Source organism: Methanocella conradii HZ254 (genome assembly GCF_000251105.1).
Lineage (GTDB): Archaea > Halobacteriota > Methanocellia > Methanocellales > Methanocellaceae > Methanocella > Methanocella conradii.
In genome coordinates, this window is the sequence record NC_017034.1 from 1,939,161 (window position 1) to 1,965,247 (window position 26,087).

Sequence of the window (26,087 nt, forward strand, 5' to 3'; positions counted from 1 at the left end):
TATGGTTATCTACGTCCATATTTTTTATACAGGAAGGCGAGGCCCACGAGCACGGCGATAATGATGCCGCCGCCAATATAGGGCATGTACGAGCTCGTCGCTATGGTTATCCTGTAATCGCTCGACTTCTGGGCCTGGTCGCTCGTCATCGTGACGGTCACCTCGTAGTCGCTCGCCACGATATTGCCGGGGGGCTGAACGCTGATCACGAACTTCTGGGTCTCGCCGGCCTTGATGCTGTTAACCGTGCCAGGCGATGAGCTGACAACCCATCCGCTGGGCGCGCTTATCTCAGGATAGACATTGGTCAGCGCGCTCCCCGTGCCACTATTCGTGACGTAGACGTTTATCTCGAACGTCTGCCCGGGGCTGGCCGTATATGCGAGCTTGTCCGAGGTCATGGTCATGCTCGAGCTGGCCTTGAGCCTCAGGGTAAGGTCTTTCGATATCGTCACGTTATCGGGCGTGGTCACCACGGCCGTGAAATTGTAGGTTCCCTCGCTAACGCTATAGGGAGGCACGATCTCTAGCACCAGGCTCTTGGCAGATTCTGCGGGCACGACCGCCTCCGCCAGCTCACTCGTGCTGCCGCGCGTCTCCACGTACCTGTAATACCAGTTATCAGGCAGGCCCGTGACTGAAAGCCCATAGTTGTTCTCTTTTGACTGTAGGTTATTCAGGGTCACGTCATAGTATATCTTGTCGCCTATCGACGCTATGATCGAGTTCACCTTCGCGGAAAATTCCACCGACTGGTTGACGCTGGTTATGTAAACATGCAAGTCCAGACTGCTGGACCCTATGTTTGCCGTGATAGTCTTTTCGCCAATGCTGGCGGTGTATGGCGTCTGGACGGCAAGCGTGACAGCCCTTGACTGCGATGCAGGCACATATATCTCATATACGTCTTTTCCATTATACATGTAGGTCGTGCTCCACCCCGTATCGCTCGAAGCGGATAGGCTATAGGTCGCGTCGTCTTCGCCGTTATTCTGTATGGTTATCGGAAAGGCGACCTCGTCCCCGGCCAGTGCGTTCAAGCCTGGCGTATCACACCAGACCTTCGTGCCAGCCGAAGAGCTTCCCGAGGAGATGGCCCTGGATATGTCTACGAGCGCCTGCGAGCCGGTCACGTTAGCCACGTAGATGCGTAGGGCATTATAATAGTAGTATGAATTGCCCTCTGGTATGTTCCGCTCCTCTGTCGTGTAATCAGGGCTCTGCACAGTTACGTGAGCGGTGGGAGACCCATTAGATATGCTGAACGTCACGAAGTAGTTGCCCACCGTTATGGTCTTCCCGCTTTCAACCCAGCCGTTATAGGCCGAGGAATATGTACTCGCCAGCGCGGGGGCTATGCAGCCCCCCGCTATGATGCAGATCGCTACTAATGGTACTATACTCGCCTTCATCTAACGTCCATCCTTACGAATTTCGCATAAGATATTGCGAAGCCCGCCATAGAGATGACGAGCAGCGCCACTACCTGCGGCAGTATTGATGGAAGCGTCGAGCCCAGCGACGGCGAGCTCATGCCCATCTCCCTGAACTGGAATTGCCCTGATACCGAGGTCGAGACGGGACTCTGCTGGCCGCTCACGACTACGCGGGATATGCCCTGCAGGTCATAAGTCGGGGATAGCAGGCACACCATCTCCGTTATCTGATTTCTGGTATTCCAGTAGCTCGTGTACTCTGGGTTTATCTCCATCTGCATCCTCGCCGTCTCGTTCCCTATCCTAGAGATGACCTGCGATGAGGTGGCCGATGCCGAGCTCCCCGTTGCAGGAATGACCATCGTCGGCGCCTCCCCCAGCACGATATCGCATATGGAGCTCATGAAACTTGGGAGGAGCAGGCTGAACACGACGAAGCCTATGGCCAGTAGTATGGACATCGTGGAGTTCTTTGCTATGGCCGATGCCGCTATGGCTATTGCCAGGAACGTGAGGCTAAAGAGTATGACCATGAGGAAGAACAGGGTCATCCTTAATAGGTCATCCCCCGACGGCACGATGCCCGCGAAGAGCAGTATGGCAAGCGCCACAAGGAAAGTGGCCGCAAGCGACACCACGAGTATCGAGGCCGAGCCAAGTATCTTGCCATTGACGATCGAGTCCCGGTACGTCGGTCGCGCCAGCAATAATTTCAGCGAGCCGGTCTCCTTCTCCTTAGAGATGAGGTCGAACCCTATCGCTATGGCGAGAAGCCATCCAACCGTGATGAAGCTAGAGCTGAAGCTCTCGAAAACGAGCAGCATGGATGGCATCTGCGGCTGGAACCTGGCCGCTGCGGTCGAGTTCATGGCCGACAGCATGCTCTTTTGCTCGTTATAGGTTGCAAGCTGGCTGTTATACGAGCTTATCCCGGCGATTATCGCCGCCATGCTTATGAGGAGCAACACGCCGAATATCAGCAGGAACCTCTTGCTGGTCAAGTAATCCTTAAACTCTTTCGCCGCCACTATGACCTCTGGCCTCATCTCGTGCGCCTCCGTACACGGTTTGTAAGAATACTTCTTCGAGCGTCTTTTCCCTGATGCTAAGCTCCCTTATGCACACCCCGTTACGTGTAAGCTGGTCGGATATCTCATCCCTGATATCCGACCTCGCGCGTATTACGGCCGTGCCATTATCGTACGAAGCATCGATGATATCAGGGCTGGATATCGTGGGCACGGTGCCTGGAGCCTTTACGACGATGGTCACAAAGTCCTCCTTTTGCATTTTGTGACGAACCTCGTCGAGCGTGCCCTGGGCTATAAGCCTCCCCTTGCTGATTATCCCGATAGTCCGGCAGACCTGCCGGACCTCTTCGAGTATGTGGCTGGAGAAAAATATCGTCTTGCCCTGGGACGACAGGTCTTTAATTATATTCCTGACCTGCATCACGCCCTGGGGGTCGAGGCCGTTCGTAGGCTCGTCCATGAAGATCACCTCGGGGTCGTTTATGAGCGCCTGGGCTATGCCGAGGCGCTGCTTCATGCCCCTGGAGTAGCCCTCAGTCTTCTTATCCACTCCCGCAAGGCCCACGTACTCCAAAAGCTCAGTTATCCGCTTTTCGGCCTTATCGGCGGGTATGTCGTAGAACTGTGAGAAAAACTTCAGGTTTTGCCGGGCGTTGAGGTTCTCGTAGAATCCGAGGCCATCCGGCATATATCCAATAATTTTCTTCACGTCCAGCGGATGCCTGAGCACGTCGATGCCCTTGATGAGGCACTGGCCGGACGTGGGCTCTATCTCGCCTATCATCATGCCCATCGTCGTGGTCTTGCCCGAGCCGTTAGGGCCGAGGAACCCGAAAACATCCCCCTTCTCGACGTGGAGGCTGAGCGAGTCCACCGCCTTAACGCCATCGTAAACCTTCGTCAAGTTTTCCGTCTTTATCATGCGGTTCACCTCCTTATGAGGCCGCATTCGATGCATTGAGCCAGCGCTTATAAATCATTTCTCGCCAAATCGTCCAACTATCATGGCACAGTTTGATGATTCGGCCATAACGTATAAATAGTGCTTGAATTTCCTTTTTCTATGGTATAAATGCTTAAAAAGTGTGGCATTGCTGTAGTGCTATTATTAATGGTGATATCGCTTACCGTTGGCTCGATGGGCTCTGCGATGGGGCAGTCGCCTAATGGCGGCATTTTTATCGGGAAGCCCCCAAAGCACACGGTAGTAATACTAGACCTTTCGAGCGGCGAGGGCCAGCCCCAGGCAATGTGGAACCCTCATGGGCTTCACGTTGAGCCAGGCACGGATGGCGCATACGTCCAGGGCAGGATGATCGTGAGGGAGGCGGGAAGCGATATACAGCGAGCGTTCCCGGTCAAGTTTTACCGGCATGGCCCCGTGCCCGGTAAGCCATTTTTAGAGAGCTACCGGACGAGCGTGGCCTATACGAATGGCTCGGAGGTCCCCTACTTTACCCTCGATAGCGAGCTGGCCTTAACGAACGGAAGCGTTGAAAGCGATTGTTCCGCAGCCTTAGGGTATGATAACGTCATCACGACGGGCCAGACCGTCTGGCACCAGGCCCACGTGTACTCGAGTACGTCTTTAAGCGTGGATTTGAAATGGAATAATCCAGCGGACGATTTGAGGCTGATGATTTATACGCCCGATGGACACATATTAGGCCCATACTACGATGGCTCGGATGGCAAATCCGATGGGCGGATCAGCCTGGAAGTCGATAACCAGGCAGGAGTCGCCGCCGGAGCCTGGTCCTTCAAGGTGATGGGCATAAGCGTGACGGGCAAGGACGAATATTACTTGAGGGTCTGGTAATTGATATGCGGTTAGGCATGAAGGCATTAATGGCTGCTGCCATCTTGTTGTTAGCTTTTTTATTGTTATTGCCGGCGATAGCCCCCTCATTCAACGGCCCTGGCCAGTACACGGTAAAGCCCGGCAGCTCTGAGGGGCCACAGCCAGCGGCGAGCGTGCCCGTCGTCTCGTTCTGGCAGCTACCCCTATGGGTAAAGGTGGCTGGCATCCTTGATACGCTACTAGTAGCAATCTTCCTTCTTGCCACACCATTCATAATTGGCAGGATGCAAAACGTCCTTGAAAACAGGAATAGGCTTAACATATTCAATTACGTGTTGAGAAACCCGGGCTGCACGCAGTCGGAGATATCCAGCGCGCATAACATGAAAAGCGGGACGGTAAAGTACCATGTGCAGATGCTCGAATCCGAGGGCAAGATCACATTAAGGAGGATGGGGAAGTTTACAAGGCTGTTCAACAGCTCGAGGGCAAATAGCGAGCTCGAGAAGGTCGTGCTGTCATACATGAAGAACGAGACCAGCAAGAGCTTGCTGTGCGCCATCATGGAGGAGCCAGGCGTGACCAACGGCAGGCTCTCCGAAAGGTTCAAGCTGGATAAGAGCAGCGTCCACTGGCACCTGGAGCGGTTCCTCAACGATAGCCTGGTCAGGTTCGAGCAGGACGGGAGGTACAAGAAGTACTTCCTCGAGCCTGGCGTGGAAAAGCTGTTAAGGGGGCTATCATTCTGAGCCTCTGGGCAGCTCCACGGTAAAAACGCTGCCCTGCGAGGGGTCTCCTTTCACCCTGTCCTCCACGTATATGCGGCCGCCATACTTGCCTACTATGACGCTGACGATGGATAGGCCCACGCCCGCGCCCCTGGTCGTCCTGCTCATGCGCTCGAAGATCGCGCTCTTTTTCTCGTCAGGTATGCCCGTGCCATGGTCGGCGATGGCGACAGACCAGTAATCCCTGCCATCCCTTTTCACCGGCTTGAGCGTGACGTCGATGAGCTTCTCGGGGTGCGGGTCATACTTAACGGCGTTCTCCATTATGTGGCGAAATATCTCGTGGACGTACTCATCGGCCATTATGTATCGCGGCTCCTTCGCATCAAAGCCAAGGGAAATCCTGGCCTTCGGAAAGACACCCCCCACCTCTCTGGAGTCCTCCACGAGAATCCGGCACAGGTCCATCCTGGCGAGCTTCTTGCCAGCGAACTGTCGGATGAGGCGTACCTTCTTTATGTTGTCGATAAGCTTATTGCTGTCAATGACGCCCTTCCGGGCCTTCTCAAGGTATGCCCTCTCCACGTCGCTAAGCGCCCCGGATAACTGTAAAAGCTCGATGTAGCCCATTGTCACCTGGTTGAAGTTCCTTATGTCATGGCTCATGAGGTCGACGTAGAACTCTACCTCCGACTTCGCGGCCTCAAGCGCCTTCATTTCCTGGCAGCGCTTTGTTGACTCGACAGCCATGAGCATTGCGCCGCCGCCCATCACGGGCACGGCGATGAGGTCGAAATACCTGTCTTTTGCCTTTTCAAGCTGGTGGCAAGACGCCTCTGCCTTTTTGCCATGTATTGCCTGGGCGAGCATCTTAGCTACCTCCTCATCCATTGAGGCTGAGATGTCCGCGCCACGCTCCATTTTCTTGCCCATGCACTCCCGGCAAATCTCCGACCAGGCATTGTTGAACGCGGCCACTTTCATGTGCCTGTCTGCTATGATTATCCCGGCCGGCATGTTATCTAATAGCCCTTGCTGGCCATCTCCATAGCCCTTGCACGTCATCTCTCCCAAGCACTCACCATGAAATATGATGATTAATATTAACCTTCCTGTATTTTAATCTTTGTATAGCTTTTTTTAAATCGGCTATAGCCAAAACTATTTATACTATCGCTATCCGATATATCTGGAGCCGATATATCGAATATCGATATATTTGGAAATGCCATATGAAAGACAACATGTTGAGCAAGGAGATGAGAAAGGGCTTCCTGAAGATGCTCGTCCTGAAGATCATCAGCGAGCGGCCCATTCACGGGTATGATATCATCAATGAGATAGAGTCAAAGACGATGGGGCACTGGGTGCCAAGCCCGGGGTCAATCTACCCGGCGCTCGACTTCCTGGAATCAAAAGGATACATAAGGATGGAGGAGATCGACAGGAAAAAAGTATACACGATCACCGAAGAAGGAAAAGAAGCGCTAAAGTACATAGACCAACGGCGCAGAGAGCTCGCCAGGGAGATAAACGCGATTTTCGAGGACACTACGGAGGAAAGCGATGACGGAAAGCCATGCGATTGAGGTCCGTGGCCTCACGAAAAAGTTCGGGGACTTTGTTGCGGTCGATAACGTATCGTTCGACGTCAATGAAAAGGAAATATTCGGATTCCTGGGGCCGAATGGCGCGGGAAAGAGCACCACGATAAGGATGCTCTGCACGCTTGCCAGGCCAACCGCAGGGGAAGCAAAGGTCGCAGGCTACGACCTTTTAAAGGAACCGGACAAGGTCAGGGCGAGCATAGGCCTCGTCTCCGAGAAGATGATCATGTATGAGAGGCTCACCGCCGCGGAGAACCTGCGTTTCTTCGGCAATCTCTATGGAATGCCAAAGCGAAGGCTCGAGGAGAGGATAGACGAGCTGCTAAAGCTCGTGGACATGTACCGGTGGAAGGACGCCCAGATAGGGACGTTCTCGACGGGCATGAAGCAGCGTATTAACGTCATAAGGGCATTGCTCACCGAGCCGAAGATAATCTTCATGGACGAGCCCACGCTCGGCCTCGACCCCCAGACCACCCTCTCAATAAGGCAAATCATAAGGGACATCAACAAGAATGGCACTACCGTCATCCTCACGACGCACGCGATGCTCGAGGCGGAGACGCTTAGCGAAAGGGTGGCCATCATAGACCACGGCAGGATAGTGGCGCTTGACACGCCTGCAAACCTTAAGAAGCTCGTGAAGGACGCGGAAATGACAGTATTCAGCGTGAGGATACCAAACCTTACCCCATCGCTGGTGGAAAAGGTCAGAAAGCTTGACTGCGTGGCAGCCCTGGACCAGGCCGACGCGTACGACCTTAAGATTAGCGCGAAGGGCAGCGAAGGCCTCGACCAGATCATAGATACGATCCGGCGTGAAGGGGGGAATATAACGATGATTAACACGAGCGAGCCAACCCTGGAGGACGTGTTCTTATCGGTCACCGGCAAGGCGATGCGCGACCAGGCAAACGAGAAGCCCTCAATGAGAAGGCGGCACGGCCCATGGGCTCCGCGGGCGAGAGCGAGGTGATAGCATGGGATTGGTTAAAGGCATACAGGATAGCTACCGCATCGCCATAAAAGACCTACTCGAGTTCGAGCGCAACCGCATCGGCCTTATCTTTTTATTCCTGATGCCCTTCTTCATGCTCATAATGACTGGCTACATATTCCCGACGGAAAACGCCTATAAGGACATACCGGTAGCGCTCGTGGACCTTGACAATAGCCAGGCGAGCCAGCAGCTCATAGGGCAGCTACAGGCGATGAATGAAAAGACAAATATGATGGAGTTCAAGGACGCCGCGAGCCTGGAAAATGCCAAGACTTTGATAACCCGAGGCCAGGCGTATGGCGCGATAGTCATACCTCAGGGCTTCTCAGATAGCCTGTCACAGGGGAAGCAGGCGAACATCACCGTGCTTTCGGATAACAGCATCCCCCAGGTATCGATGGTCATGCAGGGCATCGGGTCCCAGGCTATAAGCATGCTCGGGGCGCAAAGGGCTGCCATGGAAGTGCAGATGCTGAGCGTGAAGGCGAACCAGACGGTGAACCCTGCTGCGGTCATAGCGCCTTACAAAGCGGACATACAGGGGACCGTCCCGGGCGATCTGACCTATTTCGACTTCATAGCCCCCGGACTGCTCATGATGATAGTCATGATGGGGGCGATGACAGGCATACCGAGGGCGATATCGCATGAAAAGGAGATCGGCACGTTCGACGGAATCCTGGCCGCGCCGGTCAGCGAGATGTCCATCATCATGGGCAAGACCATCGCCCAGACGGTGAGGGGCTTCGTCCAGGGCATCATAGTCCTCATAATAGCCATACTGGTGTTCGGCGTCACCATCCAGGGGAATATACTTTTAGCCTTCGCCCTCCTCTTCCTGGGCATATTCAGCTTTATAGGCCTGGGCATACTGCTCACCTCAATGGCGGACAACGAGGAGACCGCCATGATCTTCATGACCGTGCTCCAGTTCCCCATGATGTTCCTGACCGGCGTGTTCTTCCCCATCCAGCAGATGCCATGGTTCATGCAAGGCCTATCAAAGCTACTGCCCCTGACGTACGCGGTAAGCGCCATGCGTAAGGTGATGATACTAAATGCAGGGCTCGTGGACGTGTTACCCGAAGTCGCCATACTGCTGGTCTTCGGGGCTATCATGCTGGCCATAGCCATCCCCGTATTCAGGAAGTCGATGACGCCATAAAAACCTATTTTTTCTCTTTTTTCTTCTTTTTTAAAAAGAGTGCCAAACCTAATGTTTTTTTACTGAGAAAAAAGATTATAGTATATGATTACGTTATAACCTTTGTTAGCTATGACGGTACCTGAGCAGGGTGAGCCGGGCCTTAACCCTAAATACGTAGAAAAGCTCGTAGAGGCGAGGCTTTACGCTATCAACGATAAAAAATACTATGATGGCGTCATAATCACGTTTTATTGCCCAAGGTGTTCGCATAATAACACGGTGATGAAGCCCCTATTTTTCCACTCTCTGAGCATGGATAGCTTCCTCCACGCCATCTCGGGCTACCGTTTCGAGACCCATACATGCGTCTGCGGCAACAGGCTCGACTATAAGAACATAGTCATAGCCCAGTATAGCCACTTTTTCTCGGACGCGGGCCTGGACCTGCAGGCTGAGCTAACCAGGGATAGCGAGTTCGTCTCCTTTTATCGCATGGATTTGAATGGCGTCCGCGAGCCGCTCGACAACGTCATGGATTTCCGGTACATGTACCGGATGTTCGGGCACGTCTTGAGCGTACGGGAGGCCTGGAAGCACATGCTAAGCACGGTGCGGGAGACGAAGAGCATACAGGTGTACGACGTCGAAAAAGGCTATGTCATCGCGGCCGTGCCAGGCGACATCCCCCACCAGGACGTGACGATGCGCGAGATGCTCGGCCCGAGCTGGCCGGGAAGCTCTGCTGTAGTCGTCAGGCTGGGAGAGATGGACGGCGAGCGTGAGCAGTACGAGGACTCTTACAGGGAGTGGATGCCGGAGTTCGTGGAGGACATAAGGAGAGGCCGCATAGACGCCTCGGCAGTAATAGACGCCCAGATGGCGCGTAAGCTGGCCGAAAACACCCTTAAGCGAGAGGGCATAGACTATATCATAAAAGATGACGTTTGCCGCATAGATAAAAAGCCGTTTAGAGTGTCGTTCTCATTCAAGGACATAGTCAAGTCCGCGGCATACAGGGGCAAGTCGCTCCAGGAGGCGGTGGACGAAAAGGTGGACGTTGCAGTCAATAAGATCCAGTCGGCCGAGTCGCTGTATAAATCCCTGCGCAGGGATCTCCCCTCATATGACTTTTCGATTAACCATGACATGCTGGAGGTCATCAACCCCCGCACGGGCGAATCCGTGAAGATAGACCCCTATGGGCCGTTGCCAAAAGGTGGCATCAGGGAGATGGTAGCAAGCCTGAGGGCAGAGCTGAGCAAAAATGAAAAGTTTCAGCCCGTCTGCAAGTGTGGCAGGCAGGCGTTCATCCTCAAGTCCATCGAGCCGGCGACATGGCTCAAGTCGACGAAAGACGCATTCGACCTCGTCTATGAGGAGAGGGATAACGCCGTGGTGGTATACAATATAGCGTGCGGCGAGCATGTGAACCCTGTAAAGAAGACGGACCTGGCCGAGTGGCTCATAGAGCGTAAGGATTTAGATGAGCTGTTCGAGGAGGAGCTTAACAGCCTGCGCATAAACGTCGAGGCTCACGTCGGCAAGTTCGGCGCTGACGTCATCGTGGGCGCCTTAAGCAATAACGCCTGCGATATCATGGTACACCCAGGCTTCGTTAAGGGCCTGCTGGACGCCTTGAAGGTAGACATGGGCGACCGGGTCATCGTGTATGCGCCCATGAAAGAGCTAATTTTAATATACAGAGAGGACGCGGACGTGAACAACCTGAACACTGCAATGCTGCAGCTACAGGAAATAGTGGCAGCTAAGGACCTGAGTCAGACTTTGCTTGACTACGCCTGCGTCTATGACCTCGATGAGGGCCACGGCATCTTCAACATCGTGGACCTACCCGAAAAACGCGGGGAAGCCGAGGATTACCCCATAGCGGAGCTTCCGCCCGAGGAGGTGGACGGCGCCGGCAATGTGGTGCCAGAGCAGGGCCACCATGACGTCAGTGGAGCCCGCTAGTCCATCGCTCTTTTAAAGAAAATTACACCAAAAAATTGGCTTACCATTTAATAGACCTATACTCAGTATCTATTTAGAGAGGTGAGGGTAGCCATGAGATTAATAGGGATGCATATAGCAGCATTGCTTGCGAGCATATTGATCATTTCGACGGGCTCGACCATCATGGGCCCGAGCTTTAGCATGTTCAGCGCCCCCACGCTATCGTTGAGCAACGCGGGGTTCAACCAGATATCGCCTTCAGAGGCCGGCAATGCCCCGGTTATTTTCGCGCCCACGAGCTACCAGCTATTACATGGGGGTAGCCTGAGCGCACACTTCAAGCCGAGGCTGCTAACCGATACCTGGACGCCGAGCATGAAGGCATCCCCGGTTAACCAGATGTTCGCGGTCCTGGCGCATGGCATCGGTAACTACGACGTGCCCTGACGGTGGACAACGAGTAGTGTGATTCTTCATTGGCGTCTAGCCTTTTCACCACAAGGTACACAAAGGAGACACTAAGTACACGATTAATTTTTTATAATACTTATTTTCATTGTTATGATAATTAGTCTTGTTGGAGCAGTGTTAGTTTGGATAGTACAAGTCGTAGTTATGAGCCCATACCTGAAAAAGTAGAAAAAACAGCTTCACTAGTAATAGACGCAGCATATGCTGTGCACACGGGCCGTGGGCCCGGGTTACTGGAAAGCGTATACGAAGGCTTGAGCTATGAATTGATGAAAAAGGGCGCAATAGTAGAATGCCAGGTTATGCTGCCAATATTCTATGATAATATTCGATTAAAATCAAGCCTCAGAATAGACCTTCTAGTTAACCAGTGCCTTATAGTTATCAAGTCAATAGAAGCCATACTGCCAGTCCATGTAGCCCAGGTTCTAACCTACCTTAAATTGAGCGGATGTAGGCTTGCCCTACTAATAAATTTTAATACCACATCACTAAACAACGGCGTTAAGAGAATCATACTATAAATTCTTTAAAAAGTAGTGTACTTTGTGTCTCCTCGTGTACCTTGTGGTGAAAAAAGTAGTGTTTTTTGTGTTCCTTGTGGTGAATGGAATCGATATGCTAGGCGTCTCCGTCCTCGTATGCCTCCATGACCTCGAAAAACCTGTCCCAGTCCAGGATTGTGTTCACGCAGCCCGACCGCTCCAGCACTACGCCGATGGCGGGGATCTTAGATTTATGCATGAGGTCGAGCCCATCCTTGACCTCGATGAGGCACCCGACGCCGATGATGGCCTTAGGATGGTATTTCCTGACCATTCGGATGATAAAGCTGGAGCCGGGCACCACGAAGAACATGTAGCCAAGCTTTTCGGCCGCTTTTTTGGCGTTTGCGATCCCGCACCGGCCGCATTCCTTGCATTTAATGCCTTCCGGGGACAGCCGGGCCGGGCATTCGACAGACCGCAGGCATTGGGGGATGAATATCGCCCGTTGCTCGAACGGTACCTTGCTGAACGTAGCCCACATGGCCCTGTTCTGCAAATCGACGCTGATCCTGTCTATTGCAGTGTCGTCCACGTGGAAGAACCGCATGACAGCCTTTATCGGCCCCTCGAAAAACATGATGCCCAGTATGAGGTGGTTCGGGAACAGTATGTTGCCAGTCTTGAACGAGTAGGCGAGCAGGACGGTTATGGCGATGACTATGATGGTTGAGAGGAAAAGGAGTATCAGCAATAGCGCTCCAAGGATAGTGGATAGCCAGTAGAGCGCCGATAAAACATTTTCGAGGACAGCCATCAAAATGTTTAAGATTACGGGTAAACTTAAATACCTTCCGAGCAGAAGGGGAAGGCGGTGAATCGCTTGTCCGCCTGCCATCCCTTTAAGTTTATATACGTTGCGTTTCGATTTATCTGAGAAGGTGCCGCAGTGAGTAAAGAGTACATGTTAGGCAACGAAGCCATAGCGCGAGGCCTTCTGGAAAGCGGTATAGACGTCGCGGTTGGCTACCCCGGGACGCCATCTTCGGAGGTCCTGGCTTCGCTGGCCCCGCATGCACGGGGCAGGTTTCACATCGAGTGGTCTGTGAACGAGAAAGTCGCCCTTGAAGTGGCCATTGGCGCGTCATGGGCAGGGGCGCGGTCCGTCTGCACTATGAAGCACGTCGGCCTTAACGTCGCCGCGGACCCGTTCATGACGCTTTCGCACGCCGGCGTCAACGGGGGATTGATTCTCATTTCAGCGGATGACCCGTCCTGCCACTCGTCCCAGAACGAGCAGGATAGCCGCGTCTACGCCAAGTTTGCCAAGGTCCCGTGCTTCGACCCCCAGTCGCCCCAGGAAGCCAAGGATATGGTGGCCTACGCCTACGCTTTCTCGGAGAAGCATCAGATACCCGTCCTTTTGAGGCCGACCACGAGGATAGCCCACGCCAAGTCGGATGTGGAGGTTCACGAGGTTCTTCCCCGCCCGAAAAAAATAGAGTTTAAAAAGGATGTAGAGCGATACGTGGTGCTGCCGAAGCATACCCGCGTTTTGCTTAAAAAGTTGAACGCCAAGCAGGAGGCTATGAGGGGGGAACTGGCAAGCTCTCCCTGGAATCGCCTTGATTTAAGGGATAATGCCAGGCTGGGCATAGTCGCCTCCGGGGTCGCCAGCGCATACGTCGAGGAGGCGCTGGAAACGCTGGGCGTGCCCGTGTCTTACCTTAAGATAGGCGCCTACCCAATTGACCCTTCTTTGATTAAGAGGCTGGCTGATAGCGTGGAGCGCATACTGGTCGTCGAAGAGCTCACGCCGTTCGTGGAGGAGCAGGTCAGGATGTATGCGGACGACGTGATGGGGAAGATGACCGGGGACGTGCCCCACGAGGGCGAGTTTGATCCTTTGCTCGTGGCAAACATGATCAGGAGGGCTGCAGGGAGGCCGCTTTTAGAGAACCGTGAGGTAAGGCTTGATTTTGAATTGCCTGCAAGGCCGCCGGTCATGTGCGCAGGATGCCCCCACCGCGCCACCTTCTATGCGATGAAGAGCGTGTTCAAGGACGAGTCGATATTCGCAAGCGATATAGGCTGCTACACCCTTGGCACCCAGCTCGGGGCGGTCGACACCTGCCTGTGCATGGGCGCCAGCATTACCATCGCATCGGGGCTGAGCTTTTCAGGCCTTAAGAATAAAATCGCATGCACCATCGGCGACTCGACGTTCTTGCACACGGGCATCCCGGGCCTCATCAACGCCGTTTATAACAAGGCCGACATCACCGTGGTGATACTCGATAACCGGACGACGGGCATGACGGGCCACCAGCCCCACCCGGCGACGGGAGAGACCATACTTGGCGAGCCGTCCACCGAGATATCGCTCGAGGCCGTGGTCAAGGCCTGTGGCGTGCAGTCGATGCAGGCCATAGACCCATATGACCTCGAATCCTCGAAGGCTGCCTTCAGGAAAGCCTACAATTCTGAGGGCGTGAAGGTCATCATCTCACGGCAGCCGTGCGTCATCACGTCAAAGCGGATGGGCATCCGCCGGCAGCAGTACGAGGTAATCGAGGACCTGTGCGAGGGCTGCAAGCGATGCATAAAGTACGGGTGCCCGGCGATGGAGGTCAGGGGTGGTAAGGCTTTCATCAACGATTCCTGTGCCGGCTGTGGAGTGTGCATGAAATTATGCCAGTTCGGCGCCATAAAGGCGAGAGGTGCGTGATATGGACAGGTTTGACCTCCTTATAGTGGGCGTGGGTGGCCAGGGCGTCATCCTGGCCTCTGATATAATAGGCAAGGCCGCTGTCCTTGAGGGCCGGCCCGTGAGGTCTGCCGAGACGCATGGCATGGCCCAGCGCGGCGGCGCCGTGGAGAACCACGTCCGCATTGGCTGTAAATATGGAAGCCTCATACCTGCCGGTGGCGCCGACTGCCTGCTGAGCATGGAGCCGCTGGAGGCCCTCCGCTTCGCCCGCTACCTGAGCCCAAAAGGAATAGCAATCATAAACACCGAGAAGATAGTGCCGGTGACGGTGAGCCTCGGCAAGGTACAATACCCTGAAGTAGACATTATCATAGATACGATGAAAGGCCTGTGCTCAGGGGTTAAAGCTGAGAACTATACGGCGCTGGCGAAAAAGGCTGGGGCGGTGCAGGCGCTAAACGTGGCCATGATTGGGGCCGTGTCTAAATACCTGCCCGTCAGGGCCGATACGCTGAAAGAGGCAATAGCAAGGTCGGTGCCGCCAAAGACAGTTGCGGTTAACCTCCGGGCGTTTGACCTGGGCCGTGAAGCCTAGGCTACCTTTTTGTTATTTTTTAGGCCAGCATTTTTATTCAACAAATGGAAATAAGCATTGGTCCATGAAACAGTTACATGAGCTTGGCAGGTTCGCGGCGGACGCGATAAACATGGGGGCGGTGGCGTTCGTAGCGTGGTACCGGGACGGGCGGATATTGACGGCAAACCCGCAGTTCTTCGAAATGACCGGGTACGCCGGGGACGAGACAAGCGGCATGCTATGGCCAATGGATTTCACCACGCCGGAATCTAAAGATAGCATAATCCATGCGATGGACGGCCTCTATAAGGGCGAAAAGGCTTACCACCACGATGAAGACCTCATAAGAAAAGACGGGTCCAAGCTACCGGTTGAAGTCTTCGTACACATCTATTATCCAGACAGGCAGGCGGAGCATTACTATTACTCGTTTATATCAGACATCACGCAGCGCAAGGAGAGCGAGAAGGCGCTAAAAAGGTCGAAGGCCTCAACAGACCTTTACCTGGATATATTGACCCATGACATAAACAACATGAACCAGGTGGGAATAGGCTACTTAGAGCTAGCCATCGACCACCTGAGAACCGAGGGGAAGATAACGGATAAGACGCTTCTCGAAAGGCCGCTGATGGCCCTGGAGTACACGACCTCCATCATCCGTAACGTCAGGACGCTTCAAAGGATAGAGTCAGTGGAAGCGCCTGGCGAGCCGGTGGACATATGCTCGGTGCTGCTGGAAGTGAAAAAGCAGTACTCCAGGGTGCCTGGCAGGGAGGTCACGATCAACTACCGACCCACCCCGGAGTGCTACGTGTTAGCCAACGAGCTGTTGCATGAGGTCTTTTTGAACCTTGTGGGCAACGCGGTGAAGCACTCCGACCCTAAAAAGCCTTTGACCGTCAATATAATCCAGAGGCTGGTGAGCGAGGGGGATAAAAAGTATTGCAGGGTAGACATCGAGGATAATGGCCCGGGCATACCTGACGAGATGAAGAAGAGCATATTCGAGCGTTTCAGGCAGGAGGGCGTTAGGCCGCGGGCCAGGGGACTGGGCCTCTACATCGTTCGGACGCTGGTGGAGGAATACAAGGGTAAAGTATGGGTGGAGGACCGGGTACCTGGCGACCATACTAAGGGCGCGAGGCTCGTCGTCATGCTCCCGCTGTTCGACGGGTAAGCTTAATATGTTTCAGGCACAACTATGTATATCTTTGTACATAGGAGGCCTGAAGTGGACGCACAATCTTCATTTTTAGGCAGCGCCAATACTGGCAGCACTATGAGCGACGTGCTGTTCACGCCCCGGAAAGAGCTTGAGGAGCTGCAGGGTAAGAGGCTGCGGGCTACCGTAAAGAGGGTTTACGAGAATAACGCATTTTACCGAAGAAAGTTCGACGAGGCTGGCGTCAGGCCAGATGACATCAGGGGTGTCGAGGACATTCGTAAGATCCCGTTTACGGAGAAGACCGACCTCAGGGATAATTACCCGTACGGCCTCCTGTCAGTCCCTCGCAACGAGATAGTGAGGATGCACGCCTCGTCCGGCACGACGGGGAAGCCGACGGTGGTCTTTTACACGAAGAATGACATAAGGACGTGGGCTCAGATGTTCGCCCGCTGCCTGAGGATTGCAGGCGTCACGAGGGACGACGTGTTCCAAGTCACGCCTGGCTACGGGTTGTTTACTGGCGGCCTGGGATTCCACTATGGCGGTGAGGAGCTTGGCTGCATGGTCATCCCGATGGGGCCGGGCGACACTCGCAAGCAGATCGAGATGATGCAGGACTTCGGGACCACGGTCCTTGGAGGGACGGTGACTTACTCGCTAAGGATTGCCGAGGTGTGCGGGGAGCTTGGCATCGACCCTAAGAGCCTCGGGTTGAGGGTTGGCATCTTCGGGGCAGAGCACTGGTCTGATGGCATGCGGGACAAGATCGAGGGCATATTCGGCTTCGAGGCCTTTGACATCTATGGCATGTCCGAGATGTTTGGCCCTGGCATCGGCCAGGATTGCCAGGAGCATGAGGGCATTCACATATGGGAGGACCATTTCATCCTTGAGGTGCTTGACAAGAACGGCGAGCCGTGCTCGGAGGGCGAGCGCGGCGAGATAGTCCTTACCCCCATTACAAAGGAAGGCATGCCCCTATTAAGGTATAAGACCAGGGATTTAAGCCGTTTGCTTGGCGAGTGTTCATGTGGCATGACCCACAGGCTTATAGACCGTGTGAACGGCCGCACGGACGACATGGTCATAGTGAGGGGCGTCAACGTCTTTCCAGGCCAGATAGAGTCGGCCTTAATGAAATACCCGCAGGTCGGCCCCGAGTGGTATGCCTTTGCGTACCGTAACGAGTTTGGCTCCATGGATCACCTTCAGATCAAGGTCGAGGCAAACGGGACCACCAAGGAGCTTCTTAAGATTCGTGACGAGTTGCTGAGGGAATTAACGTCCACGCTTATGGGCCTTAAGCCCGAGCTCGTTTTCGTGCCCGTGGGGACGCTGCCCCGCCAGGAGAAAAAGACCAGGAGGCTTATCGACCAGAGGAAATAGCCGATACCGCCTACGCCTCAGATATGCTGCATGCGCTGGCAACCTGCTGCGTCCTCTGAAAGACTGCTCAAATATGGATGGTTTTGTAGCGTGTCTTCTACTTCTAAGGCTGAAGGGGGGCGTAGCAAAGCGAAGCCCCATTAGCCTCTAGAAAAAGAAAAACCATCTACCCGATCATTGCTTATTCTTAAAAACACGCTTTACATACTTTACGCCTGCGCCAAACGGTTCATCAACGGGTTGAATAAATGTTTGGCGGTGCGCTTACATGGCTTCTCTTATTCTTTTTTCCTTATGCGGTTCACATCTGGCATGTAGGTCTATGTGGTGGCATGTGGCATGGGAACACGAAAACACAATTGGAAAAAATTTTCTTTTTTGTAAGTTTAATCGTTAATGCCGTGAGGGAAGCCTTTTTGCGAGCTCTGGCAGATGGTCCAATACCTTTCTGGGCGTATAGGACTCGAGCTCATCGACGATGCTTTCATCCAGCATGTCCAGGGTGAGAGGCACTGACACGCCGTTAACCGTTTTCGCGTCCTTCATGTGAAGCGATCCAAGGGGGACCCTGCAAAGCTTGCCGGAAGGCGTCTGGGACGGATCGATGCTTATCGCCCCGCTTGCCTTTACATGTCCGCCCACGACTGGGACCCTTGCCCTTTTCTTGACGCGCTCGACCCACTTGCTAGCCGGGGTATCCAGCGCTTTAACTGCCGATACGCTAAGGCACCTATCAAAAAAGCTAGCAGGCTGCGGGCGCTTCAGCTCGAACAACACATGAAAAGAAAAGCCAGTCCACGAAATATACGGCTCTCCTTTAATGTACTCGTTAATCCCCTCATCATTTTGAACCTCGTCAATAAACAGCTTAGTAACGTGGAGAGAGTCCCTGGCGCTTATCCCTTTTCCCCTATCGATGTCAAAAAAGGCCCTATCAATATCCTTGCCTTCGCCCTCTCTATTGGTGGCATAAAAGAAATCCGCGAGCTTCCGGGGCACGAAGTAGCCCCATATAGTGGCCTGTTTTTCAGTGATGAGCGGCCTCGCCTCCTTGAGCTCCTTGACCCTCTGGCGCATCTCTACTAGTTCCGGCGTGATGCCCTCGGCCATATCTTCAATATACAATGGCTTATCCTTCGAGCCCCTCTTGAGCAGCATGCGACTGCCAGCGCCGGGTAGCCATATCTTAGAGGCTATCTCCCTATCTCGCAAATAGCCTACCAGATAGGGAGCTATCGTGCCATAGTATAAAAGAACGTCTATCTCCCCAAAGGGTTTAATCGGGTTCTCAGCTCCACGGGTCATCTCGAGAAGCGATTCCATGATACAATATAATGGGGTAACAATTATAAAACAGATTTGCCGCTATATGCAAGCAATCGACTCAGCTAGCTCAGGAAAAATAGGATATCGTACCGTATTTAGTACCGTATTGCTTGTTATAGATATACACGTTTCCGTTATAGGTTTCTATGACTTTTTTGACGTCTTCCCTACAGGTCGCCTCATTTTGGAGAACCCTCTCATGCTCGGCGCTATCCGGCGGAAGGAGGCTCATGTAGGCACGGCCGGCCTCGATGGCGTTATTCTCACGGGCAACGAACTCTTCCGTCAGCGCCCTGATGGTCCCCAGCCATGACCTGAACTCGAGCTCTGACATCGAAGTGCTGGACTTGGCCGCATAGTACATATCTATACGCTGGGTCTGCTCCTTTACAAGCTCAAGCTTATAGTTATAGTCATCTTGCGCCTCATGGAGCCTTGCCTGGGCATCGGCCGCCCTTTGCATGTCATGAGTAAAGCCTGATGCAAGCCCGTATGCGAAAAAGAGCATGAAGAATAGCATGATAGAGGCGATTATCATCGTCGTCGTTAGCCCCATCAGCTTAAGCAGGCCATCGATGAATGGCATATGGGTCAATCCCATATAAAATAAACGTTAAATAATGAAGCTTCACGCATCTTCGATGAGCGTTGTAAATACGTCGTGATGCTCTTCTTCCTGCTCCAGGATTCCCCTGAAGAGGTGGGCGGTCGTTACGTCCCCTTTTTTTTCCGCTACCTCGATTATCTCCTTATACAGGTTTATGGCAGTCTCTTCTGCTTTGATGTCCTCTTTGAGCATGTCCTTCAGGTTTTCGCCTACCGTAATAGGGGCCGGCTCCGTCGTCGGCTTACCCCCTAGATAAAAGAGCCTTTCGGCGATCTTCTCGGCATGCTTCATCTCGACGATGCCAATGCTCTTGAATTCGTCATGAACCGCATAGCCTTTCACGCCGGACCACTGGACGTGCTGCCACATGTATTGGATGGACACCTGCAGTTCCCGCGCAACAGCCTTATTAAGTAAATCCAATAGCTCCTTTGATGACATCGATCCTTCGCCTCTCTATACAATGCCAATATCTATCAGTCGATTCCCGAGTTTATAATATTAATCTACGAATAAATTAAATAAAATCATCCTTTAAGGAGGTTAAATCGTTATAAAAATCAATAATATATTAGATTAAAGCTATGATATACTATGGCTGGAGGAGGGTAGTATTATGTTTAAAAAGCTGATGATGATTACCCTTGTCATATTAGCCTTTAGCATCATGGCACAATCGGCTCATTGTTCTTTGACGCCAATGTCATGGGGGTTCCCTACGCTTTTACATAATAGCTCGCTTACCAGCTTTGAGTCGCAGTTCGGCTTCTCGAACGATTTCGAGTTCACCGATATATCATTCCCTGCGAGAATTGACATGGCATGGGCTTCATTTCCCACTATTACCCAGACGTCGCAGCAGGTCAGCGTATTCGGCAACGTAAAGTACTTTAACCAGCAGGAGAGCATGCAGTTCTCGTATCCCTGGTTCAGCGTGGGATTCTCCCCGGTGCCATCTATGGGCTTCTTGTAACGCCAAGGCGTAGCCTGTATGCATGGGGAGGTTGCGCATTTTAGCGGTTCAAAAAGGTGAGTTCCCGCTTTTTAGCCAGACAATGTTTTTAACCCTTAAATCCAGACGCTAAAGGGGAGGTGGAGTTATGAAGACGGCAAAAGCGTTTTTTGCGATAGCAGTAGGCCTGCTGGCAGTTTCGCTGGCCTCGGCGCCTGCCTTTGCATGGTGGCCTGGGATGGGCGCTGGCTTTGGCGGGTTTGGGTCTCCAGGCTTTGGCGGGTTTTGGGCCTCTGGCCTTGGGGGATGGGGATTCCCCGGCTTTGGGCAGGGACAGTTCGGATATCCGGGGGCGTATGGCTACGGGTTCCCTGGCGCAGGATATGGCTATCCAGGGCTAGGCTTGCCCGGCTACGGCGGCATTAACCTGGGGCTGGGCAAAGGGGTCGGCTATGGCAGCCAAATCAATGTGCCTTTAGCAAAGGGGATGTAAAAACAGCCCTATTTTTTATTTAACGTTCAAAATTTACCAGAAGCCCTGTGCTCTTCCACCCTATCAAGCCATTCATTCGCAAGGCAATTGAAAACGCCCTCCTGCTCTACTTCAAGCCCATGCCCCGCCCTGTCGAGTATGGCGAACGTGCTCCTGGAATAAACGTCGATGAGCCTCAGTGCATCCCTGTAACCTACCGATGCGTCCTGCCTGCCGGCCAATATCAGCGACGGCCTGTCAAAGGGCCTTTCTAGCTTATCGACATCGTATGAGCACTCATAGCCGTGCTTTTTCAGCTTCTCTAAAAATTTTTTGTTTTCAAGGCGTCGACCAGGAAGTACGTCTTTCTGGAACCGCTCCCAGCGCCTTTCATCCTGCAATATTAGCATGCGCTCGAAAAACTTTCTCTCCTCAGGGCTTATGCTTGCCAGCAGCCCCTCATCCCTGACGAACACGGTCCTGGGCGGAAGCTGCCGCCTTGACCGCTCGCCCACGATCACGGGGCATATCAAAAGGACGCCATCAATCCGGTCGGGCATCCTTTGCACCATCCCGCGCGCAAGGTAGCCTCCATACGACTCGCCCGCCAGCAGAAAATTTCCGTGCACGGCATTCTCGACGAATTTTAAGATGATGCCAAGCACCTGGTCGGTGTTCTCCAGCCATTCGGGAGCCTCCGACCTCCCCATCCCCGGCAGGTCAACATAGATACGCTTATACCCGGCCCTACCATTAAATATAGGCTCCATGCAGCCTTCCATGACGTTATGGTCGATGCCATAGCCGTGGAGCATTAAGACGGGGGTACCTTCTCCATATATTTCATAATATAAATTCACGCCGCCGACATCGCAAAACATGAGTATAAAATTGGCCTACTCGTATTAGCTTTTTTCCATGAAAAGTGCTCGCAAAGCCGTTATAACCATTTGTTATTTTAATCAATGCACATTGTAAAATAATGTCTATAGTGGTAGCAGATGTCTGAACTTTTAGCGAAGGTTGATATGGTCGCACAATCCATAGAGCTGTATGAGGATGAGCTCAGGATACAGCTATTGATGGCCAGGAAGCATGTCATACCGCTTAAGGATATAGTGGACCTGGAGTTCCGCAGGGCATGGTTTTTCCTCGCCGGGAAGCTGGTCGTCGTATACAGGGAGAATGACACGCTAAAAAAGGTGTACTTGCCCTTCAACTTTCTCGTGGGCCGGTGTGTTGAGTCGCTGGTGGCCATTATGATAGAGAGGCTCGCGTACGTTTATGGCAACAAGGAGGCCATCGAGTTCTTGCAGATGGCAGACGATGCGGGCGGCATGGTGCAGTGCCCGTACTGCTCTTCGATGATTTCGCCTGAAATGCTCATCTGCCCTGGATGTGGCACCCCAAAGCGATAGCTACTATAAGATATTTAATGATACACTATTTCTTTCTTAATACTTAGAACATCGATTCCGTGGCGATGGTAAAATTAAACTATGATGTAATCGTAAACTATGCTTAGCGTGGTCATGAAAAATGTCCGAATTGCTGGCAAAAGTCGAGATGATGGCACAATACGTCGAGCTCTACGAAGATGAGGTGCGCGTCCAGATGCCGTTGGCCCCGATGCGGGTCATCAAGCTCAGGGACATCTTCGGCATCGATTTTAAGAAGGCTAACTTTTTCATAGCTGGCAAGATGACCATAAAGTATAGGGAGAAGGGCGTCCCCCAGAGCGCCTATTATCCTTTTAACTTTACGTTTAACGATGAAATGGAAAATCTCGTCCGGCTCATGAATGAGATGATAGCCAAAATGTCTGAAGATGGAATGGAGGGGGCCATCGTCAAAGAGGTCATCAAGGTAAGGTGTAGGTATTGTGGAGGCCTCATGGATGAAAAGGCGGAATTTTGCCCTGTCTGCGGACGGCCACAACGTTAAAGAGGGTATGATATGGATGATGAAGAAATCGTGCGCCTGCTGAATGAGGCGTTCATCCACGAGGTCGAGAACACCATGGTGTACGTGCGTAACTCGTTTATCATGAAGGAATGCGATGTAAGCCGTATCACTGAGGGCATAGCAGTAGATGAGATGCGTCACATGTGGTGGCTGGCCGAGCTTATAACTAAGAGGGGCGGTAAGCCTTCGATGGAGCACCGCGTTCTTGACTTTGGTGGGGACGGCCTTAAAGGCCAGCTTGAGCGCCAGATAGCCCTTGAGACCGAGGCTATCGAGATGTATAAGCGAATGATAGAGCTCGTCAACGATCCGGAGGTCGTTGGAGTTGCCAGGCATATCCTCGATGAGGAGCGGAGGCACAGGAAGGAGTTCAAGGAAAGGCTGAGTGGGGCTTGATGCGCCTACGCTATAAATGGCAGGGGATTCGGTGGCGGGGCGACGTTACCAAAGCCGGGCTTAAGAGTAGTCGAGTATAGCTCGAGGGAGCCGCCGTTCCACATTGCAGTTATGGTAACGTTTGCTTCCACCATCGCCGGGTAATCCGGCGCTTTAATGATGATGTTCCTCACGTCGCCGGGACTCATCTTTCCGATGGACTCATTCTTTTGTTGCAAAACCATGGTCGTGCTCGTGCTAGCAGGGCCACTTGTCGTTACCGGGTGCGCTACCGTGTAGACAATTATAAGGTCTTCAAGAGTAGCGTTGCCAGTGTTCTTGACCCGGAACTTCGCAGTGTCGTGCTTTAGCGCAAAATAGGGGCTGCCACTGTCCACCATCCCTGTGATGTTTACGTCGTATATGGATATCGGAGGCGGCGGAGGCGGCACAGGCGTCGGCGTGGGCGTCCACGTCGGCGTGGGCTCCGGCACGTCCGTGGGGGTTGGCGTTGGCGGCCCTATCGTAGCGACTATCAGGGGCTTATCAGAGTTCTCAGTCGAAGTCGGGAGGGCACAGCCCGCTACTGCAATCGCCAATATCATAATAATAGCGCCGGGCAACTTTACCCCGCTCATCTCCTGTACCCGGGTTAAAGGTTGCCTTATGGCCTATAAATAGGTTATATCACAATCTGCTAACTCCATTATTCAGTTATCGGGACGGTCATCTCTTCGTAGATGGGGACCATGTCGTCATCGTCTACCTTAATCCTGCCCATGGAGCCGCAGAGCGGGCAATTGGTGTATCCGCTGCTATGCTTATCAGGAAAAGGCATCATGTCGGTGATGTACTCAAAATCTTCCGGCCTTGCCCGGTGCATGCCCGTCGCCGCGGATGGCTCGCCCGTGAAGAACATCCTGACCATGTAGTTAGGATTGACTATCCTTTCGCCGGCCAGGTGCTCTCGCCCGGGCGTGCTGCCAGTCGCCTTCAGGCAAACGTGCTCGACGTAGAATATCCTGCTTGACCCGCCCTCTCTGAAAGCCGTCATTAGCGTAATCCTCCTACACTCTTTATACAAAACGAGAACTTGAGCGTTTTTCGAATGAATGGCGGAAAGCCCTGGATATGCGCTTATATGGCCGCTGAAAGCATCCGCCTAGCCCCCTGAGATCTCCTCGAGCGTGCGCCCGGTGAGCGCGGAGTCGGGCTCGGTGACAGCGGGGTCTTCGGGCTTATTGGCGTACTCGTCCCTCATCTTTATGAGAAGCCATCCTCTTTTATCCCCCATCCTCCCTGCCCGTATCAGCGCATATCCGCCCTTGAGCTTCCTGCCTTCCAGCCATACCTCGATCCTGCCCTCCCCATAGGCCTGCTCCATGTCAGCCTCATCGCCGCGAAGGTTCCTGTACGTCCCTATATCCCATACCATGACCGTCCCTGCGCCATATTGCCCTTCAGGTATCACCCCCTCGAACGTGGCATACTCCAGCGGATGGTCCTCGGTTGGCATGGCAAGCCGTTTCACCCTGGGGTCGGTCGAGGGGCCTTTTGGTATGGCCCACGACTTAAGCACACCGCACACTTCGAGGCGAAAATCATAATGGAGGTGGCTTGCAGCGTGCTTCTGGATGACATAAATGGGATGCTCCGGCATTATTTCCTTTCCTCCCCCTTTTTCTTTAGCTTTTCAATGAGGCGGGATACTTGCCCCCGCGTCTCCTCCGTGCTTTCAACGTCTCTCTTTATCGTGATGTCCAGTATGTCGCCTTCCTCGCAGCCTTCGGGCAGCAGGCATGCGGGGAAGTCAACCTCAATGGTCTCGCCATCCCTTATAAGGAGCACGGCGTAGCCATCCTCAAACCTGTCCAGCGTGGCCTTCATGTGGAACACTTCATACCAGCATTCGTGGGGGAGCATATCAATTTCTCGGCGGAGGAGGTTTCATGCTGCGGCGTCACAGTGAAGCTTCGGCCATCGGTCGCGATCACGACGCTACCGTTAAGGTCGGTGCGATAAATGATGGAGCCAGCCCTCTCCAGCCTTGCCAGCGTCTCAGGCGACGGGTGCCCGTATTTATTGGGCCCGACCTCTATGACGCTCACCTCGGGCTTCGCCCGCGATAGGAACGCTTCGCTTAGCGAGTAACGGCTGCCATGATGGGGTACCTTGAGCACGTCGCTCTTTAAGCTTCGGCTAGACGACATGAGATGCTTCTCCTCGGGAAACCCCGCATCTCCCATGAGCAGGAAAGCGACGCTCCCGTGCGTAACCTTGAGCACGATGGAGTTCTCGTTTACGCTGTCCTCGATTTTGACGTGTGGAGGGGCTAACACCTCTACTTGAACGCCTGGCGCGAGCTCGATGGCCTGCCCGGCCTCTGCCACTTTATAGGGTATGTTCAGCTCATCTATAAGCCTCAGGTAGGACTCGTATGTCTGCGACGGGTGCGCTATGCCGCTGTCCACGACTAGCTTCACGGGGAACTCCTTTAATACGGTTAGAAGGCCTCCTATGTGGTCGGCGTGCGGATGGGTGGACACCATCACGTCAATTGTGCTTATGTTACGGCTTTTTAAATATGCGGCGACAATAGGCCCTCCATCCCGGCGGCCGCCATCCACCAGCATGGCCCTGTCTCCTGCAACGACTAGTATGGAGTCGCCCTGCCCGACGTCTATAAAATGCACGGCCAGGTTGTCGCGCTTCTCCAGCCCGCCGCCGTATATCAGTACATAGCATATGGCCAGGGCTACCAATAAAAACAGGCCGACTGCAGCGCCTATCGTTTTCGCTTTCTTGCCATACGCCGACAACGCCGCTCACCAAATTAACAAAAACCCTATAAAATAAAATATTGTTCCAATAAAAATGTGGGAAGAGA

31 protein-coding genes are annotated in these 26,087 nt (G+C 53.3%); 17 read left to right on the plus strand and 14 right to left on the minus strand.

Annotated features, from left to right (window positions below; genetic code table 11):
* Nucleotides 1-5: 5 nt before the first annotated feature.
* The 3 genes from MTC_RS10170 to MTC_RS10180 are packed head-to-tail and all read right to left on the minus strand — an operon-like array spanning nt 6 to nt 3,389.
* Nucleotides 6-1,412: a COG1470 family protein gene (locus tag MTC_RS10170; RefSeq protein ID WP_014406610.1), complete on the minus strand. Its 1,407-nt coding sequence runs from the start codon at nt 1,410-1,412 to the stop codon at nt 6-8.
* The gene (locus tag MTC_RS10175) at nt 1,409-2,482 is read right to left on the minus strand and encodes an ABC transporter permease subunit (RefSeq protein WP_014406611.1); all 1,074 of its coding nucleotides are present in this window, start codon (nt 2,480-2,482) and stop codon (nt 1,409-1,411) included. The genes MTC_RS10170 and MTC_RS10175 overlap by 4 nt, the downstream gene beginning before the upstream one ends.
* Nucleotides 2,445-3,389, minus strand: coding sequence for an ABC transporter ATP-binding protein (locus MTC_RS10180; protein ID WP_014406612.1), 945 nt, complete (start codon nt 3,387-3,389; stop codon nt 2,445-2,447). The genes MTC_RS10175 and MTC_RS10180 overlap by 38 nt, the downstream gene beginning before the upstream one ends.
* 150 nt (nt 3,390-3,539) lie before the next feature.
* On the opposite strand from MTC_RS10180, the gene MTC_RS12705 reads away from it, so the two are divergent.
* Nucleotides 3,540-4,286, plus strand: a complete 747-nt coding sequence (locus MTC_RS12705; RefSeq protein ID WP_014406613.1) for a hypothetical protein — start codon at nt 3,540-3,542, stop codon at nt 4,284-4,286.
* Between the two features lie 17 nt (nt 4,287-4,303).
* Entirely contained in the window at nt 4,304-5,017 is a 714-nt protein-coding gene (locus tag MTC_RS10190; RefSeq protein ID WP_237705899.1) for a winged helix-turn-helix transcriptional regulator, read from the plus strand.
* Here MTC_RS10190 and MTC_RS10195 read toward each other — a convergent pair.
* The gene (locus MTC_RS10195; protein WP_014406615.1) at nt 5,009-6,061 is read right to left on the minus strand and encodes a sensor histidine kinase; all 1,053 of its coding nucleotides are present in this window, start codon (nt 6,059-6,061) and stop codon (nt 5,009-5,011) included. The two genes, MTC_RS10190 and MTC_RS10195, sit on opposite strands and share 9 nt — an antisense overlap.
* A gap of 167 nt (nt 6,062-6,228) precedes the next feature.
* Here MTC_RS10195 and MTC_RS10200 point away from each other — a divergent pair, with 167 nt between their 5' ends.
* From MTC_RS10200 to MTC_RS10225, 6 genes are all read left to right on the plus strand, one after another.
* Nucleotides 6,229-6,585: a PadR family transcriptional regulator gene (locus MTC_RS10200; RefSeq protein WP_014406616.1), complete on the plus strand. Its 357-nt coding sequence runs from the start codon at nt 6,229-6,231 to the stop codon at nt 6,583-6,585.
* Nucleotides 6,563-7,579, plus strand: coding sequence for an ABC transporter ATP-binding protein (locus tag MTC_RS10205; protein WP_014406617.1), 1,017 nt, complete (start codon nt 6,563-6,565; stop codon nt 7,577-7,579). Before MTC_RS10200 ends, MTC_RS10205 begins: the two co-directional genes overlap by 23 nt.
* Nucleotides 7,580-7,583: 4 nt before the next feature.
* Nucleotides 7,584-8,768: an ABC transporter permease gene (locus tag MTC_RS10210; protein ID WP_014406618.1), complete on the plus strand. Its 1,185-nt coding sequence runs from the start codon at nt 7,584-7,586 to the stop codon at nt 8,766-8,768.
* Between the two features lie 111 nt (nt 8,769-8,879).
* Nucleotides 8,880-10,721, plus strand: a complete 1,842-nt coding sequence (locus tag MTC_RS10215) for a hypothetical protein (RefSeq protein ID WP_014406619.1) — start codon at nt 8,880-8,882, stop codon at nt 10,719-10,721.
* 93 nt (nt 10,722-10,814) lie between these two features.
* Complete coding sequence (locus MTC_RS10220; RefSeq protein WP_014406620.1) at nt 10,815-11,150, plus strand: hypothetical protein; 336 nt, start codon at nt 10,815-10,817, stop codon at nt 11,148-11,150.
* A gap of 146 nt (nt 11,151-11,296) precedes the next feature.
* On the plus strand, nt 11,297-11,698 hold the full coding sequence (locus MTC_RS10225; RefSeq protein ID WP_014406621.1) for a GxxExxY protein: 402 nt from the start codon (nt 11,297-11,299) through the stop codon (nt 11,696-11,698).
* A gap of 97 nt (nt 11,699-11,795) precedes the next feature.
* On the opposite strand, the gene MTC_RS10230 is transcribed toward MTC_RS10225, so the two are convergent.
* Nucleotides 11,796-12,476 (minus strand): DUF116 domain-containing protein, encoded by a 681-nt coding sequence (locus tag MTC_RS10230; protein WP_014406622.1) that lies wholly within the window; start codon nt 12,474-12,476, stop codon nt 11,796-11,798.
* Nucleotides 12,477-12,623: 147 nt separating this feature from the next.
* On the opposite strand from MTC_RS10230, the gene iorA reads away from it, so the two are divergent.
* The 4 genes from iorA to MTC_RS10250 all read left to right on the plus strand — a co-directional run bounded on the left by iorA (nt 12,624) and on the right by MTC_RS10250 (nt 17,503).
* Nucleotides 12,624-14,387 (plus strand): indolepyruvate ferredoxin oxidoreductase subunit alpha, encoded by a 1,764-nt coding sequence (gene iorA, locus MTC_RS10235; protein WP_014406623.1) that lies wholly within the window; start codon nt 12,624-12,626, stop codon nt 14,385-14,387.
* A 1-nt stretch (nt 14,388) separates the two neighbouring features.
* Entirely contained in the window at nt 14,389-14,964 is a 576-nt protein-coding gene (locus MTC_RS10240) for an indolepyruvate oxidoreductase subunit beta (protein WP_014406624.1), read from the plus strand.
* Between the two features lie 64 nt (nt 14,965-15,028).
* On the plus strand, nt 15,029-16,126 hold the full coding sequence (locus MTC_RS10245) for a PAS domain-containing sensor histidine kinase (RefSeq protein ID WP_014406625.1): 1,098 nt from the start codon (nt 15,029-15,031) through the stop codon (nt 16,124-16,126).
* A 54-nt stretch (nt 16,127-16,180) separates the two neighbouring features.
* Nucleotides 16,181-17,503 (plus strand): phenylacetate--CoA ligase family protein, encoded by a 1,323-nt coding sequence (locus MTC_RS10250; RefSeq protein WP_014406626.1) that lies wholly within the window; start codon nt 16,181-16,183, stop codon nt 17,501-17,503.
* A 393-nt stretch (nt 17,504-17,896) separates the two neighbouring features.
* On the opposite strand, the gene MTC_RS10255 is transcribed toward MTC_RS10250, so the two are convergent.
* The 3 genes from MTC_RS10255 to MTC_RS10265 all read right to left on the minus strand — a co-directional run bounded on the left by MTC_RS10255 (nt 17,897) and on the right by MTC_RS10265 (nt 19,877).
* Entirely contained in the window at nt 17,897-18,826 is a 930-nt protein-coding gene (locus MTC_RS10255; RefSeq protein ID WP_014406627.1) for a hypothetical protein, read from the minus strand.
* A 70-nt stretch (nt 18,827-18,896) separates the two neighbouring features.
* The gene (locus tag MTC_RS10260) at nt 18,897-19,415 is read right to left on the minus strand and encodes a hypothetical protein (protein WP_014406628.1); all 519 of its coding nucleotides are present in this window, start codon (nt 19,413-19,415) and stop codon (nt 18,897-18,899) included.
* A gap of 42 nt (nt 19,416-19,457) precedes the next feature.
* Nucleotides 19,458-19,877 carry a ferritin-like domain-containing protein gene (locus MTC_RS10265; protein WP_014406629.1) on the minus strand — a complete coding sequence of 140 codons (420 nt, stop codon included), beginning with the start codon at nt 19,875-19,877 and terminating at the stop codon, nt 19,458-19,460.
* Nucleotides 19,878-20,052: 175 nt separating this feature from the next.
* Here MTC_RS10265 and MTC_RS10270 point away from each other — a divergent pair, with 175 nt between their 5' ends.
* Both MTC_RS10270 and MTC_RS10275 read left to right on the plus strand, forming a co-directional pair.
* Nucleotides 20,053-20,409, plus strand: a complete 357-nt coding sequence (locus MTC_RS10270) for a hypothetical protein (RefSeq protein WP_014406630.1) — start codon at nt 20,053-20,055, stop codon at nt 20,407-20,409.
* Nucleotides 20,410-20,536: 127 nt separating this feature from the next.
* Nucleotides 20,537-20,881, plus strand: coding sequence for a hypothetical protein (locus MTC_RS10275; protein WP_014406631.1), 345 nt, complete (start codon nt 20,537-20,539; stop codon nt 20,879-20,881).
* Nucleotides 20,882-20,907: 26 nt separating this feature from the next.
* Here the strand turns inward: MTC_RS10275 and MTC_RS10280 are convergent, their stop codons facing one another.
* Entirely contained in the window at nt 20,908-21,741 is an 834-nt protein-coding gene (locus MTC_RS10280) for an alpha/beta fold hydrolase (RefSeq protein WP_014406632.1), read from the minus strand.
* A 120-nt stretch (nt 21,742-21,861) separates the two neighbouring features.
* Between MTC_RS10280 and MTC_RS10285 the strand changes: the two genes are divergently transcribed.
* The 3 genes from MTC_RS10285 to MTC_RS10295 all read left to right on the plus strand — a co-directional run bounded on the left by MTC_RS10285 (nt 21,862) and on the right by MTC_RS10295 (nt 23,221).
* Nucleotides 21,862-22,278: a zinc ribbon domain-containing protein gene (locus MTC_RS10285; RefSeq protein WP_014406633.1), complete on the plus strand. Its 417-nt coding sequence runs from the start codon at nt 21,862-21,864 to the stop codon at nt 22,276-22,278.
* A 121-nt stretch (nt 22,279-22,399) separates the two neighbouring features.
* Complete coding sequence (locus MTC_RS10290) at nt 22,400-22,804, plus strand: zinc ribbon domain-containing protein (RefSeq protein WP_014406634.1); 405 nt, start codon at nt 22,400-22,402, stop codon at nt 22,802-22,804.
* 12 nt (nt 22,805-22,816) lie between these two features.
* Nucleotides 22,817-23,221, plus strand: a complete 405-nt coding sequence (locus tag MTC_RS10295) for a ferritin-like domain-containing protein (RefSeq protein ID WP_014406635.1) — start codon at nt 22,817-22,819, stop codon at nt 23,219-23,221.
* 5 nt (nt 23,222-23,226) lie between these two features.
* Here the strand turns inward: MTC_RS10295 and MTC_RS13385 are convergent, their stop codons facing one another.
* The 5 genes from MTC_RS13385 to MTC_RS10325 all read right to left on the minus strand — a co-directional run bounded on the left by MTC_RS13385 (nt 23,227) and on the right by MTC_RS10325 (nt 26,019).
* Entirely contained in the window at nt 23,227-23,838 is a 612-nt protein-coding gene (locus MTC_RS13385) for a hypothetical protein (RefSeq protein ID WP_014406636.1), read from the minus strand.
* A gap of 68 nt (nt 23,839-23,906) precedes the next feature.
* Nucleotides 23,907-24,254: a hypothetical protein gene (locus MTC_RS10310; protein WP_014406637.1), complete on the minus strand. Its 348-nt coding sequence runs from the start codon at nt 24,252-24,254 to the stop codon at nt 23,907-23,909.
* Nucleotides 24,255-24,362: 108 nt separating this feature from the next.
* Entirely contained in the window at nt 24,363-24,860 is a 498-nt protein-coding gene (locus tag MTC_RS10315) for a DNA polymerase ligase N-terminal domain-containing protein (protein ID WP_014406638.1), read from the minus strand.
* Nucleotides 24,860-25,087, minus strand: a complete 228-nt coding sequence (locus MTC_RS10320; protein ID WP_014406639.1) for a DUF3006 domain-containing protein — start codon at nt 25,085-25,087, stop codon at nt 24,860-24,862. The genes MTC_RS10315 and MTC_RS10320 overlap by 1 nt, the downstream gene beginning before the upstream one ends.
* On the minus strand, nt 25,084-26,019 hold the full coding sequence (locus tag MTC_RS10325; protein WP_014406640.1) for a ComEC/Rec2 family competence protein: 936 nt from the start codon (nt 26,017-26,019) through the stop codon (nt 25,084-25,086). The genes MTC_RS10320 and MTC_RS10325 overlap by 4 nt, the downstream gene beginning before the upstream one ends.
* Nucleotides 26,020-26,087 lie beyond the last annotated feature (68 nt).

Bases quoted from the DNA above. Each gene is read 5' to 3' on its own strand.
- MTC_RS10170 (WP_014406610.1), bottom strand. From the start codon at position 1,412: ATGAAGGCGAGTATAGTACCATTAGTAGCGATCTGCATCATAGCGGGG.
- MTC_RS10175 (WP_014406611.1), bottom strand. From the start codon at position 2,482: ATGAGGCCAGAGGTCATAGTGGCGGCGAAAGAGTTTAAGGATTACTTG.
- MTC_RS10180 (WP_014406612.1), bottom strand. From the start codon at position 3,389: ATGATAAAGACGGAAAACTTGACGAAGGTTTACGATGGCGTTAAGGCG.
- MTC_RS12705 (WP_014406613.1), top strand. From the start codon at position 3,540: ATGCTTAAAAAGTGTGGCATTGCTGTAGTGCTATTATTAATGGTGATA.
- MTC_RS10190 (WP_237705899.1), top strand. From the start codon at position 4,304: ATGAAGGCATTAATGGCTGCTGCCATCTTGTTGTTAGCTTTTTTATTG.
- MTC_RS10195 (WP_014406615.1), bottom strand. From the start codon at position 6,061: ATGACGTGCAAGGGCTATGGAGATGGCCAGCAAGGGCTATTAGATAAC.
- MTC_RS10200 (WP_014406616.1), top strand. From the start codon at position 6,229: ATGAAAGACAACATGTTGAGCAAGGAGATGAGAAAGGGCTTCCTGAAG.
- MTC_RS10205 (WP_014406617.1), top strand. From the start codon at position 6,563: ATGACGGAAAGCCATGCGATTGAGGTCCGTGGCCTCACGAAAAAGTTC.
- MTC_RS10210 (WP_014406618.1), top strand. From the start codon at position 7,584: ATGGGATTGGTTAAAGGCATACAGGATAGCTACCGCATCGCCATAAAA.
- MTC_RS10215 (WP_014406619.1), top strand. From the start codon at position 8,880: ATGACGGTACCTGAGCAGGGTGAGCCGGGCCTTAACCCTAAATACGTA.
- MTC_RS10220 (WP_014406620.1), top strand. From the start codon at position 10,815: ATGAGATTAATAGGGATGCATATAGCAGCATTGCTTGCGAGCATATTG.
- MTC_RS10230 (WP_014406622.1), bottom strand. From the start codon at position 12,476: ATGGCTGTCCTCGAAAATGTTTTATCGGCGCTCTACTGGCTATCCACT.
- iorA (WP_014406623.1), top strand. From the start codon at position 12,624: ATGTTAGGCAACGAAGCCATAGCGCGAGGCCTTCTGGAAAGCGGTATA.
- MTC_RS10240 (WP_014406624.1), top strand. From the start codon at position 14,389: ATGGACAGGTTTGACCTCCTTATAGTGGGCGTGGGTGGCCAGGGCGTC.
- MTC_RS10245 (WP_014406625.1), top strand. From the start codon at position 15,029: ATGAAACAGTTACATGAGCTTGGCAGGTTCGCGGCGGACGCGATAAAC.
- MTC_RS10255 (WP_014406627.1), bottom strand. From the start codon at position 18,826: ATGGAATCGCTTCTCGAGATGACCCGTGGAGCTGAGAACCCGATTAAA.
- MTC_RS10260 (WP_014406628.1), bottom strand. From the start codon at position 19,415: ATGCCATTCATCGATGGCCTGCTTAAGCTGATGGGGCTAACGACGACG.
- MTC_RS10265 (WP_014406629.1), bottom strand. From the start codon at position 19,877: ATGTCATCAAAGGAGCTATTGGATTTACTTAATAAGGCTGTTGCGCGG.
- MTC_RS10270 (WP_014406630.1), top strand. From the start codon at position 20,053: ATGTTTAAAAAGCTGATGATGATTACCCTTGTCATATTAGCCTTTAGC.
- MTC_RS10275 (WP_014406631.1), top strand. From the start codon at position 20,537: ATGAAGACGGCAAAAGCGTTTTTTGCGATAGCAGTAGGCCTGCTGGCA.
- MTC_RS10280 (WP_014406632.1), bottom strand. From the start codon at position 21,741: ATGTTTTGCGATGTCGGCGGCGTGAATTTATATTATGAAATATATGGA.
- MTC_RS10285 (WP_014406633.1), top strand. From the start codon at position 21,862: ATGTCTGAACTTTTAGCGAAGGTTGATATGGTCGCACAATCCATAGAG.
- MTC_RS10290 (WP_014406634.1), top strand. From the start codon at position 22,400: ATGTCCGAATTGCTGGCAAAAGTCGAGATGATGGCACAATACGTCGAG.
- MTC_RS10295 (WP_014406635.1), top strand. From the start codon at position 22,817: ATGGATGATGAAGAAATCGTGCGCCTGCTGAATGAGGCGTTCATCCAC.
- MTC_RS13385 (WP_014406636.1), bottom strand. From the start codon at position 23,838: ATGAGCGGGGTAAAGTTGCCCGGCGCTATTATTATGATATTGGCGATT.
- MTC_RS10310 (WP_014406637.1), bottom strand. From the start codon at position 24,254: ATGACGGCTTTCAGAGAGGGCGGGTCAAGCAGGATATTCTACGTCGAG.
- MTC_RS10315 (WP_014406638.1), bottom strand. From the start codon at position 24,860: ATGCCGGAGCATCCCATTTATGTCATCCAGAAGCACGCTGCAAGCCAC.
- MTC_RS10320 (WP_014406639.1), bottom strand. From the start codon at position 25,087: ATGAAGGCCACGCTGGACAGGTTTGAGGATGGCTACGCCGTGCTCCTT.